This window comes from Streptomyces sp. NPDC104381 (assembly GCF_055583745.1).
The window spans coordinates 481535-494788 of record NZ_JBVJNK010000003.1; the positions used below are offsets into that span (position 1 = coordinate 481535).

General features: G+C 74.4%; 4 protein-coding genes. All 4 read left to right on the plus strand.

Annotated elements, in window-relative coordinates; translation table 11 throughout:
* The first annotated feature begins 49 nt into the window (after window positions 1-49).
* The 4 genes from ACZ607_RS11645 to ACZ607_RS11660 are packed head-to-tail and all read left to right on the plus strand — an operon-like array spanning window position 50 to window position 13146.
* Entirely contained in the window at window positions 50-991 is a 942-nt protein-coding gene (locus ACZ607_RS11645) for a FecCD family ABC transporter permease (RefSeq protein WP_469734918.1), read from the plus strand.
* A complete protein-coding gene (locus ACZ607_RS11650; protein WP_469734208.1) occupies window positions 988-1773 on the plus strand; it encodes an ABC transporter ATP-binding protein in 786 nt (261 codons plus the stop codon). The genes ACZ607_RS11645 and ACZ607_RS11650 overlap by 4 nt, the downstream gene beginning before the upstream one ends.
* A 1-nt stretch (window position 1774) precedes the next feature.
* Complete coding sequence (locus ACZ607_RS11655; protein ID WP_469734210.1) at window positions 1775-11749, plus strand: amino acid adenylation domain-containing protein; 9975 nt, start codon at window positions 1775-1777, stop codon at window positions 11747-11749.
* Entirely contained in the window at window positions 11746-13146 is a 1401-nt protein-coding gene (locus tag ACZ607_RS11660; RefSeq protein ID WP_469734212.1) for an MDR family MFS transporter, read from the plus strand. The genes ACZ607_RS11655 and ACZ607_RS11660 overlap by 4 nt, the downstream gene beginning before the upstream one ends.
* Window positions 13147-13254 lie beyond the last annotated feature (108 nt).

Consider the following 13254-nt stretch of genomic DNA (forward strand, 5'->3'; position numbering starts at 1 on the left):
GACACTCGGACTGAGGGTCGAACGTCGTACGACCGTGCTGGTCGTCGTCATGACCGCACTGATGCTGGGCCTCGGACTGCTCGGGCTCTGTTACGGAGCCTCCTGGGCCTCCCCGGGCAAGGTGTTCGCCGTGCTGACCGGCACCGAACGCTCCGTGGTGATCTCGGACTGGCGGCTGCCGCGCGTGCTGGCCGGGCTCGTGTTCGGCGCCGCGCTCGGTGTGGCGGGGGCGCTCTTCCAGAACCTCACCCGCAACCCCATGGGCAGCCCGGACGTGATCGGCCTCGACGCGGGCGCCTACACCGGCGCCCTGGTCGCCATCACCGTGCTGTCGGGCACATCCGCGCAGCTGGCCGTCGGCTCCGTGCTCGGCGGACTGCTCGTCGCCGCCGCGATCTATCTGCTGGCGTACGAACGGGGCTTCTCCGGACTGCGGTTGGTGGTCATCGGCATCGCGGTCAACGCGATGGTGACCGCGATCAACTCGTGGATCGTGCTCCGCGCCGAGCTGGAGGTGGCGATCGCCGCCGTCGGCTGGAGCGCCGGATCGCTCAACGGCGTGGGCTGGGACGACGTGGGGATCCCGTTCACGGTGATCGCCGTGCTGCTCGTCCTCATGACCACACGGGCGCACGCCATGCACCAGGCCTCGCTCGGCGACGCCGTCGCGGCCACCACCGGGGTCGGACTCAACCGGCTGCGGCTGCTGATGGTGCTGGTCGGCGTCGGCTGCACGGCCACGGTGACCGCGGTGGCGGGACCGATCGCCTTCATCGCCCTCGCGGCCCCGCAGATCGGCCGCAGGCTCGCCGGCGCGGCCGGCGTACCCCTGCTCCCGGCCGCGCTGACCGGGGCGGTTCTGCTCCAAGGCGCCGATCTGCTCGCCCAGATGCTGCTGGCGCCCGTCGCGCTGCCCGTAGGAGTGGTGAGCACCGCGATCGGCGGCTGCTATCTGATCTGGCTGCTGACCAAGGAGGTGAGGCGCGCGTGACCGCACGCCTGACCGCGCGGGACATCACCCTGCGCTACGGAGACCGGGTCGTGTCCACACGGCTGAACCTCGACGTCCCCGACGGCGCGTTCACCGCCGTCGTGGGACCCAACGCCTGTGGCAAGTCGACCCTGCTGCGCGCGCTGGTGCGGCTGCTGCGCCCGGAGGCCGGGCACGTGGAGCTCGACGGCCGTGAGGTCGGTGCGTACGCCCCCAAGGCGCTCGCCCGGCAGCTCGGCTTCCTGCCGCAGGATCCGCTCGCCCCCGACGACATCAAGGTCCGGCAGCTCGTGAGCCGGGGCCGGTTCCCCCACCAGTCGCTGCTGGCCCTCTGGTCGCCGGACGACGAGGAGGCCGTCACCGAGGCGATGGCCGCCGCCGGCGTCGAGGACCTGGCGGACCGGCCGGTGCAGGAACTGTCCGGCGGGCAGCGGCAGCGGGTGTGGATCGCGATGGTCCTGGCCCAGCGCACGTCCTACCTGCTGCTCGACGAGCCGACGTCGTTCCTGGACATCACCCACCAGTACCAGTTGCTCGGCCTGCTGGCCCGGCTGCGCGACGAGGGCCGCACGGTGATCGCCGTGCTGCACGACATCAACCAGGCCTGCCGGTTTGCCGACCACCTGGTCGCCATGCGGGACGGCGGCGTGATCGCCGAGGGAGTCCCCGGGGACATCGTCGACGCCGCCCTCATGAAGGACGTCTTCGACCTGCCGAGTGTCATCGTCCCCGATCCCGTCACCGGCACACCGATGGTCGTACCCACACTTCAAGGAGAGTAAGTTGAGCACCGCAAGCGTCTCCTCCGGCGGCCTCCTGCCCCTCACCCGGGCCCAGTTGGGCATCTGGAACGCGCAGAGCCTGGAGCCGGACTCGCCGTACTACGTGGTCGGCGACGTCGTGGAGATATCCGGCGGCGAGCCGGTCGACGTCCCCGCGCTCGTCGAGGCGGTCCGGGCGACCACCCAGGAGGCCGAGACGCTGCGGTTGCGGGTGTACGACACCCCGGAGGGGCCGCGCCAGAGGATCAGCGAGGAACCGGTCGCGCCGCCGGAGGTGCTCGACGTCAGGGGAGCGGCCGATCCCGTGGCCGCCGCGCAGGCGCTGGTCGACGCGGAGCGGGCGCGGACGGCCGAGGAGTGCCGGGGGATGGTGGACCGGCCGCTCTTCTCACGTACCGTCATCCGGCTCTCCGACCGGGAGGTCTGGTACACCCAGCTCGGCCACCACCTGGTCTTCGACGGCTACACCGCCGCGATGCTCGCCCGCCGCACCGGCGCCCGCTACACCGCCCTGGTGCGGGGGAACGAGCCGGCCAGGTGCACCTTCGGCAGTTTCGCCGCCCTCGTCGCGGCCGACCAGGCCTACCGGGACAGCGACCGGGCCGCGGAGGACCGCGCCTACTGGGTCGAGCGGTTCACCCCGCTGCCCGAACTCGGGTCCTACGACGACGCGGGGGCCGCCGTCGGCGCGCCCGACCGCACTCTCACCGCGCGTACCGCCCTCACGGCCGAGGAGACGGCCCGGCTGCGCGCGTTCGCGGACGCCAAGGGCGTCACCTGGGGCGAGGCACTGATCGCCGGGTACGCCGCCTTCCTGCACCGCATGCTGGCCCGCACCGACGTCGTCTTCGCACTGCCGCTGATGTGCCGCGCGGGCTCCGTCGAACTGCGTACGCCCGCCATGGCCGTCAACGTGCTGCCGCTACGGGTGACCGTGCGCGGCGGCGACCGGCTCGGCGACCTGACCCGGCGGGTGGCGTCCGCGATGCGCGAGATGCGCGACCACCAGCGGTACCGGGGTGAGGACCTGCCGCAGGACCTCGGCGTGCCCGGTGCGGGCGCGCTGCTCCACGGGCGCGGGATCAATCTCAAGGCGTTCGACCTGGCGATCGACTTCGCCGGGTCCGGCGGTGTGATGCGCAACGTCGCGGGCGGCCCCCCGGAGGACATGGGCCTGAGCGTCCTGCCGGCCCCGGACGGCGGGCTGCTGCTCGGCTTCGAGGTCGACGCGAGGACCAACGACCAGGCGTCGGTGGACAGTCTGCTGTCCGGGTTGCGGAACCTGCTGGCCGGGCTCGTCGACGGCGAGCCCGTCGGGCGGATCGCCATGGCCGGCGACGTCGACGCCCTGATGGCGGCCTGGTGCCCGCCCGCGATCCCCGGCACCCCGGTGGACGTGCCCACCGCCTTCGACGCGACGGCCGCCGCCGATCCCGGGCGTACGGCTCTGGTGTGCGGCGAGGACCGGCTGTCCGCCGCGGACCTCGCGGACCGGGTGCACCGACTCGCGCGGGCTCTGCGGGCCCGCGGGATCGGGGCCGACGACGTGGTGGCGCTCGCGCTGCCGCGCTCCGCCGACTCGGTCGTCGCCCTGCTGGCGGTGATGGACGCGGGCGCCGCCTTCCTGCCGCTGGACGCCGCGTACCCGCCCGAGCGGCTGCGCGAGCTGATCGAGGACACCCGCCCCGCGCTGGTGGTGACCACGGGCGCGGTGGACGGACTGCCGTGGAAGACCCTGCTCGACGAGGCCGCCGGCCTGTCCGGCGCGCCCCTGACCACCGGTGAACTGGCCGCGCCCCGGCACCCCGAGCACCTCGCCTACGTCATCCACACCTCCGGCTCGACCGGGCGCCCCAAGGGCGTGCTCGGCCGGGTCGGCGGGCTGGCCACGCTCCTGCACCACCAGCGCGCCACCGTCGTCGCGGAGGCCGAAGAGGCCGCCGGCAGGCGCCTGCGCGTCGCGCACACCTACTCCTTCGCCTTCGACTCCGCGTTCGACCACCTGGTGTGGCTGCTGTGCGGCCACGAACTGCACGTCTACGACGCCGAGACCATCCGCGACGCCGACGCCCTGCTCGCCGCGTACACCCGCGACGGCATCGACGTCGTCGACACCACGCCCTCGATGGCCGCGCCGCTGATCGAGGGCGGCCTCCTGGACCTGCGGCCCACCCTGCTGGTCCTCGGAGGAGAAGCCACCCCGCCCGCCCTGTGGCAGCGCGTCGCCGCGTCGGGGACGGCCGCGCGCAACATCTACGGGCCGACCGAGGCGACCGTCGACAGCACCACCGCCCGCATCGAGGACGGCGAGCCGAACATCGGCCACCCGCTCGCCGGCACCCGGACCTACGTGCTGGACAGCGCGCTTCAGCCGGTCCCGCACGGCACGACGGGCGAGCTCTACCTCGCGGGACCGCACCTCGCGCGCGGCTACCTCGGCAGGCCCGGCGCCACCGCCGAACGCTTCGTCGCCGACCCCTTCGGCGCCCCCGGGGAGCGGATGTACCGCACCGGCGACCTGGCCCGCTGGGTGCCGGGGCGGGGCCTCGAGTACGGCGGCCGGGGCGACGGCCAGGTCAAGATCCGCGGCCACCGGGTGGAGACCGGCGAGGTCGAGGCGGCCCTCGCCGCCGTGCCCGGGGTCACCGCGGCCGCCGCCCGGGTCCTCTCCTCCCGGCTGGTCGGTTACGTCGTCTCCACCTCGGTCACCGGCGACGAGGCACGCGCCCACCTCGCCGAGCGGCTGCCCGACCACATGGTGCCCGCCGCCGTGGTGGTGCTGGCCGGACTGCCGGTCACGCCCAACGGCAAGCTCGACCGCGCCGCCCTGCCCGCACCCGCCTCAGCGGGCGGCGGCCGGGAGCCGAGCACCGAGCGGGAGCGCCTGCTCTGCGCCGTACTCGCCGACGCCTTCGAGGTCGAACGGGTCGGCGTGGACGACGACTTCTTCGCCCTCGGCGGCGACAGCATCACCGCCATCACCGTCAGCAGCAGGCTGCGGGCCGTGGGTCTGGGGCTGCGGCCGCGCGACCTGCTGGCGCGCCGCAGCTTCGCCGCGCTCGCCGCCTCCGCCGAACTGCTGGTGGACGTCCCCGAGCCCGTGGACGAGCCGACCGGGCCGGTGCCCGCGCCGCCGATCGTACGCGGCCTGCTCGACCCGCACCCCGACGTGGACACCGTCGCCGGATACGCCCAGTGGACCGCCCTGAGCGTCGGCACACTCGACCGCGACGCCCTGACCGCCGGCGTACAGGCCGTGATCGACCACCACGACGCGCTGCGGCTGCGGGCCGCCGACGGCCTGGAGGTGCTGCCCCGCGGCACCGTACGGGCCGCCGTGGACGACGTACGCGGTGACGACGTGACCGCCCTGGCCGGGCGGCTGGCGGCGGAACTCGACCCCAGGACGGGCGACCTGGTACGGGCCGCCCTGCTCCGGACCGGCGAGGGGACGGCGGACCGGCTGGTCGTGGTCGTGCACCACCTCGCCATGGACGGCGTCTCCTGGCGCGTCCTGCTGCCCGACCTGCACACCGCGTGCACCGGCGGCACCCTCGGCCCGGTCGGGGCCTCCTGGCGGCGGCACGCCCTGCTCCTCGCCGAACAGGGCACGTCCGGTGCGCGCCGGGGCGAACTCGACCACTGGCGCACCGCGCTCGCCGGAGCCTCCCGGCTGGGCGCCCGCCCGCTGGACCCGGCACGGGACACGGTCTCGACCGCCCACCGCTCGGTCACCGTGGCCTCGCCGCAGGTCACCGAGGCACTGCTGACCACCCTGCCCGCCGCGTACCGCGCCGGTGTCGACGAGGTGCTGCTGGCGGCTCTCGTGCTCGCCCTGCGGAACTGGGGCCTGTCCGGCGACGACGTCACCGTCACGATGGAGGGCCACGGCCGCGAACACCTCGACCTGTCCCGCACGGTCGGCTGGTTCACCAGCGAGTACCCGGTCCGCGTCCCCGCCTCCGACGACGTGGGGCCGGCGCTGCGCGCTGCCAAGGAGGCCAGGCGCCAGGTCCCCGACGCGGGCATCGGCTACGGCGTCCTGCGCCACCTCGACCCGGAGACCGCTCCCGAGCTCTCGGCGACCCCGCCCCCGGACGTCCTGCTCAACTACCTGGGCCGGTTCGCCCCGCTGTCCGCGTCCGGGTGGAGCCTGCCCGAGCGGGACGCCTTCTCGGTGACCGAGCCCGGTGCCAAGGCCCTGGAACAGGTCCTGGCCCTCAACTGCTTCGTCCACGAGGGCGACGAGCCCCGGCTCGCCGTCGAGTGGACCGCCGCGACCGGGGTGCTCCCCACCGACGTCGTGACCGCGCTGCAGGCGGCCTGGGCCTCGGCCCTGGAGACGCTCACCGAGCACGCCCGCACCACCCGGGGCGGACTCACCCCGTCCGACCTCCCGCTGGTCGACCTGGACCAGGCCGCCATCGACGCCCTCGAACGCACCGGACGCGTCGACGACGTACTGCCCGCGACCCCGCTCCAGGTCGGGCTGTCCTTCCACACCCTGCTCCGCGACGACGACGAGACCGACGTCTACGTCGTCCAGGCCGTCACCACCCTGGTCGGCGAGCTGATTCCCGGGCGGATGGCCGAGGCCGCCCGCGAACTGCTGCGCAGGCACCCCGCCCTGCGCGTGTACCTGGGCACGGTCGGCGACGACGTGGTGCAGGTGATCCCCGCCGACATCACCCTGGAGTGGCGGGAGGACGACCGGTTCACGGAGGCCGCCCGCGCCGATCTGGAGCGCCCGTTCGACCCGGGCCGGCCGTCGCTGATCCGGTTCCTGCTGTCCCGGGTCGGGCCCGCCGAGCACAAGCTGGTGATCACCAACCACCACTCCCTGCTGGACGGCTGGTCGATGCCGCTGGTGGGCCGCAGCCTCCTCGCCATCTACGCCGAACTGGGCGGCGGACCCGCCGCCCCCGCGGGCCGGCCGCTGTCGGAGTACTTCCGGTGGCTGGCGGGCCGCGACCGGGAGGCGTCGCTCACCGCCTGGCGGGACACCCTGGCCGGCGTGGACGACGCGACGCGGCTGGCACCCGCCCGCACCGCCACCGCCGTCGAGCGGCCGGGCCGCGAAACCGTCGGCCTGGGGCGCGAGTTCAGCGACCGGCTGCGCGCGTTCGCCCGGGAGGAGGGCGTCACCCTCACGACCGTCCTCCAGACCGCGTGGGGACTGCTGCTCGGCAGGCTCACCGGCCGCCTCGACGTCGTGTTCGGCTGCCCGGTCTCCGGCCGGCCCGCCGAGGTCGACGGAGTCGAGTCGATGATCGGCCAGCTCGGCACCACCATCCCCGTACGCGTCCGGCACCACCGCGACACGACGGCGCGCGACCTCCTCGCACAGGTCCACGCCGAGAGCGTCGCGCTGGCCGAGCACCACCACGTCGGCCTCCCCGAGATCCAGCGGGCGGTGGGCATCGGCGAACTCTTCGACACGATGCTGGTGATGGAGAACTTCCCGCTCTCCAGCCGGAATCGCACCCCGCTCGCCCCCGGCCTCGACCTCGCCGGGGTGGACATCACCGACGCCACGCACTACGCGCTGACCGTCATCGTGATCCCCGGCGACGAGATCACCATCGGCCTCGGTTACCAGCCGGGCGCCTTCGAGGAATCGGCCGTACGCGACTACGGCCGCTGGCTGCACAACCTGCTGCGGGAGATCGTCGACGACCCGGCACGCCCCGCGGTCCGGCTGCCCGCGCTCGACGCCGGCGAGCGGGAGCGGATGCTCCGCACCGGCACCGAGGTCGTCGCCGCCAGGGCCCGCGGCCACTGGCTCGACGCGTTCGCCGGCTGGGTGGAGCGCAAGCCCGGCGCCGAGGCCCTGGTCTGCCGTGACCGCAGCCTCAGCTACGCCGAACTGGACGCCCGGGCCAACCAGCTGGCCCACACGCTGATCGCGCGCGGAGTGCGCCCGCAGGACCCGGTGGCGGTCCTGCTCGGACGCGACATCGAGATGACCGTGGCGCTGTTCGGCGTGATCAAGGCCGGCGCCGTGTACGTACCGATGGACGCGAGCTACCCGCGCGAGCGGCTCGCCTACATGTTCGACGACATCGTCCCCGCCGCCGTCGTGACGACCGGCGCCGAACTCCCCGTCGCACGCGAACTGCCGGTGCTGCGGCTCGACGACCCGGCCACCCTCGCGTCGGCGCCGGACACCGACCCGGCCGAGGCGCGCGCGGCGCTCACCGACGACGCGCTCGCCTACGTCATCTACACCTCCGGAACCACCGGGCGGCCCAAGGGCGTCGGGGTGACCCACCGGGGCGTGCCCGACCTGATCGCGCTCCAGGAGGAGGTCGTCGGCGTCACCGAGCACGACCGGTACCTGCACTTCGCCTCGACCAGCTTCGACGTCGCGTTCTGGCAGACCATGGTGCCGCTGCTCTCCGGCGGTACGTCCGTCATCGCGCCCGAGGAGGTGCGCGTACCCGGCGACGAACTCCTCGACTACATCACCGAGCACCGGGTGACCGGGGTGAACCTGCTCCCGTCCTTCCTGGCCGCGATGCCCGACGACCGCACCGTCGACCCCGACGTGTTCTTCGTCGTGGGCGCCGAGCGCCTGGACCCGGAGCTCGCGCGGCGCTGGGGCCAGGGCCGCAGGGCGCTCTTCAACGCCTACGGCCCGACCGAGGTCACGATCAACTCCACGACGTGGCGGTACGACCCGGACGACTCCGGGCCGCTGCCGATCGGCCGCCCCGACCCCGACGTCCGCGCCTACGTCCTCGACGGCGGCCTCCAGCCGGTCGGCGTCGGCGTGACGGGCGAGCTGTACCTCGGCGGGCCGAGCCTGGCCCGCGGTTACCTCGGACGCCCCGGCCTGACCGCCTCGACGTTCGTGGCCGCCCCCTTCGGCCCGCCCGGGGAGCGGATCTACCGCACGGGCGACCTGGTGCGGTGGCGGCCGGACGGACAGCTGGTGTTCCTCGGCCGCGCCGACCACCAGGTCAAGATCCGCGGCTTCCGCGTCGAACTCGGCGAGATCGAGACCACCCTCACCGGCCATCCCGATGTCCGCGCCTGCGCCGTGATCATGCGGGAGGGCAGGCTCGTCGGCTACGTCATCCCGACCGACGACGCCGACCTCGACACCGCGCGCCTGCGCGCGTACCTGGCCGGGGAACTGCCCGACCACATGGTGCCCACGGCGCTCGTGCCGATCGACCGGCTGCCGCTGAGCCCCAGCGGCAAGCTCGACACCTCGGCGCTGCCCGCTCCCGAGATCACCGCCGTCGCACGGCGAGAACCCGCCACCGAGGCCGAGGCACTGCTCCTCGCCGTGTTCCGGGACATCCTGGGCACCGACGAGGTCGGTCTCGACGACGACTTCTTCGCCGTCGGCGGAGACAGCATCGTGGCCCTGCAAGTGGTGTCGCGGGCCCGGCGCCAGGGACTCGGACTCGCCGCGCGCGACGTGTTCGAGGGGGAGACCGTCGCCGGGATCGCGGCCCGCGCCCGGGACCTCGACGCCGGAGACGCACCCGCGGTCGGCGACGCCCCGCTGACCCCGGTCATGCGGGACCTGTTGCGCCGTGCCGGCTCCGCCGCCGACGGGTTCTGCCAGTGGGTGGAGATCTGCGTCCCGGCCGGAGGCGACGAGACGGCCTGGCAGGCTGTGCTCGACGCGCTCCTGGCCCGCCACGACGTGCTGCGGGCCCACCTGGCCGGCGACGTCCTGCGCATCCCGCCCGTCGGCGCGGTCACCGGCGCCGACGTACTGACCCGCGTCGAGGCGGCCGGCGACCCGCGGGCCGCGGCCGACTCGGGGACCGCGGCGGCACGTGCCTCGATGGACCCGCGCACCGGTCCGCTGCTGCGCGCGGTGTGGGTGGACGCGGGCCCCGGCCGGCCCGGCCGGCTCGTCCTGATCGCCCACCACCTGGTCGTGGACGGAGTGTCCTGGCGCGTCCTGCTCGACGACGTGGAGCACGCCTACGCCGGCGGGACACCGGCCCGGCACGGCGAGTCGTTCCTCGGCTGGGCGCGTACCCTGCGCGAGGCCGATCGCACCGCCGAACTGCCCCACTGGCGGCGGATGAACGCCCCGGAGGCACTCACCCGGCCGCTCGACCCCGCCCGGGACACCGTGGCCACGGCGACGCACCACGAGATCCGCCTCGACACCGAGGCCACACGCGCCCTGGTCACGACCCTGCCCGCCGCCTACCGCACCACACCGGACGCCGTCCTGCTGACGGCACTCGCCCGGGCGGCACGCGAATGGCGCGGCACCCGGCGGCTGCTGGTCGCCCTGGAGAGCCACGGCCGCCCGCGGCAGGTCGACCTGTCGCAGACCGTCGGCTGGTTCACCGCCGTCCACCCCGTGCTGCTCGACGCGGACGACGACGTACAGGCGGTCAGGGAGCGGCTGCGCGCGCAGGGCGACGGCCTCGGCCACGGCATCCTCACCGCGGCCGGACTGCTGGACCCCGTGGAGCCGGAGGTCGCCTGGAACTACCTCGGCAGGTACCCCGGAGCCCCCTCCGAGGAGACGCCGTGGCAGCCGTCCCCGGACGCCGACCCGCTCGGCTCCGGCGGCTCCGACGCCATGCCACTGCCCCACAGCCTGATGGTCAACGCCCTCGTACGCGACGACGCGCTCGGGATCCGGTTCACCTGGCCGTCCGCGCTGTTCACCGCCGCCGAGATCGAGGAACTGGCCGAAAACATGCGCACCGCGCTCCTGCGGGTCGCCGCCGCACCGGAGATCAGGGCGCTCGGCCCCGACCGGGCGGTCAGCGACATCCAGCCGCTCACCCCGCTCCAGGAGGTGATGCTGCGGCACTCGCGCACCGAGCGGCCCGACCCGTACACGGTGCAGTCGGCGTTCTCGCTGGCCGGCCCGCTCGACACCGGTGCCCTGCGCGCCGCGGGCACCGAGCTGCTGGCACGCCACCCGAACCTGGGCGCCGTGTTCCCCGCCTCCCTGGCGGTGATCCCGATGGCGCCCCGGCCGGACTTCAGGGTGACCGACGGCCCCGCCGACGAGGTGCTCGCCGCCGACCTGGCCGAGCCCTTCGACCTCGCGGCGGGACCGCTCGTCCGCCTGACCGTGATCCGGCTCGGTCCCGACCGCGCCGACCTGGTCCTGACCACCCATCACGTCCTCTCCGACGGCTGGTCGGCCCCGCGCATCCTCACCGAACTGTTCGCCCTGTACACCGCGCACGTCCGAGGCGTGGCCCCGGAACTCCCCGCCCCCGTACCGTTCGGCGGCTACCTGCGCTGGTGCGCCGAGCACGAGCCCGACCTCGGGGCGTGGGCCGCCGAGCTGGACGGCCTGCCCGAGGGCGACCACCTGGGCGCGGGCGAACCCGGCCCGGCGTGGCAGACACCCGAGGTCATCGAGTTCGACGCACCCCTGGTGGCCGAGATCAGCCGGCTCGCCGCGGGCCGCGGACTGACCCGCAACACGCTGGTGCAAGGCGCGTGGTCGGTGCTGCTCGCCCGGCGCTCCGGACGGACCGACGTCTGCTTCGGCGCCATGGTCGCCTGCCGTCCCCCTGAGCTGGAGGGCGTCGAGGAGATCATCGGACTGCTGGCCAACACCGTCCCCGTACGGGCACGGCTCGCCGGCACCTTCGCGGAGACGCTCACCGACCTCCAGGCCCGGCAGCGGGCCCTGGTGGAGCACCAGCACGTCGCCCTCTCCGACCTGGAGCGGATCACCGGGCGCAGCCGGCTGTTCGACAGCATGGTGGTGTTCGAGAACTACCCGGTCGACCCGGACCGCCTCCGCGAACCCGCCCCCGGGCTCACGGTCGTCGGCACCCGCTTCCGTGAGGCCACCCACCACCCGGTGACCCTCACGGTCATGCCGGACGGCGAGGGCTGGACCGGTGTGCTCGCGCACCGGGCCGGGGTCGACACCGACGGGCTCGCGGAGGAACTGCTCGACCTGCTCCGCTCCCTGGACAAGCACCTCGACGCCGATGTGCGCGGCCTCCTGGAGGGCCGATGAGCAAGGACGTCGCACCCCCCGTCGAACGGGTGGACCGGAGTCTGCTGCGGGTCGCCTTCATCCTGGTGCTCGGCACCTTCATGGCCTCCCTGGACGCCACCATCGTCAGCGTCGGCATCGACGCCCTGACCGAGGAGTTCGACGCGTCCGTCGCGGAGATCCAGTGGGTCACCACCGGGTATCTGCTGGCCGTGGTCGCCGCCGTACCGGCGTCCGGCTGGCTGGCCGACCGGTTCGGCGGCAAGCGGACCTGGCTCGCCGCCGTGGGTGTGTTCCTGCTCGGCTCGGTGCTGTGCGCGCTGGCCTGGTCGGCGGCCGGCCTGATCGTCGCCCGGGTGATCCAGGGCATCGGCGGCGGGCTGCTGCCCGCGACCGGGCAGGCCCTGCTGGCCCGCGTCGCGGGGCCGAACCGCACCGGCCGGGTGATCAGCGTCGTCGCGGTCGTCCCGCTGCTCTCACCGGTCTTCGGGCCGCTCGCGGGCGGCTCGATCCTCAGCGTGGCGCCCTGGCCGTGGCTCTTCCTGGTCAATCTGCCGATCGGGGTGGCCGCCGCGCTGCTCGCCCGCAGGTACGTGCCCGCGGTGCCGCCGTCGACCCGGCGTACGGCGTTCGACCTGCGGGGGGCCTTCCTGCTCTCGCCCGGCCTCGCCGTGCTGGTGTACGGGCTGACCGAGGTGGCCCACAACCGTACCCTCCCGGCCACGATCGGGGTGACCGCCGGTCTCGCGATGCTGGCCGGTTTCACCGTGCACGGGCTGCGCACCCGCGCCACACCGCTGGTCGACCCCCGGCTGTTCGCCCGGCCGCCCTTCGGCGCCGCCGCCCTCGCCCTGGTGGTCCTGGGGGCGTCCGTGTTCGGCACGATGTTCCTGCTGCCGCTGTACTTCCAGACCGGCAGGGGTCTGACGGCGTGGGAGGCCGGGCTGCTGCTCGCCCCCCAGGGCCTGGGCGCGGCCGCCGGATCGGTCCTGGTCAACCGCACCATCGACAAGGTCGCGCCACGGACCCTGGTCGTGACCGGGATCGTGCTGATCCTGGCGGGCACCGTCCCGTTCACCCAGCTCGGCCAGGGGGTCCCGGACGCGGCGATCGTCGCGGCCCTCGCGGTCCGCGGACTCGGGATGGCGATGGTCGGCGCGCCGGTGATGAACATCGTCTACAGCCGCATCGAGCCCGAGCACCTGCCGCGCGCGTCGGGAGCGCTCAACCTGCTCAACACCGTGGGCGGTTCGGTGGGCACCGCCGCCCTCGCCGTGGTCCTGCAGAGCCGGCTCTCCGCCCGTGGCCAGGACCTCGCCTCGGCGTTCGGCGACACCTTCTGGTGGGTGCTCGGCTTCTGTCTGCTCGCCGCCGCGGGGGCCACCCGGCTGCCCCGGACCCAGGCACGCAGGCCGTGACCTGCCCCCGCCGGCCCCGGACCGCGCCCACCCGGCGTCAAGTCCGGGGCCGGCGGCGGGACATGGGGGCAGCCCGGGGAGACGTGGGGGCCGCCGCCGGACTTTGAA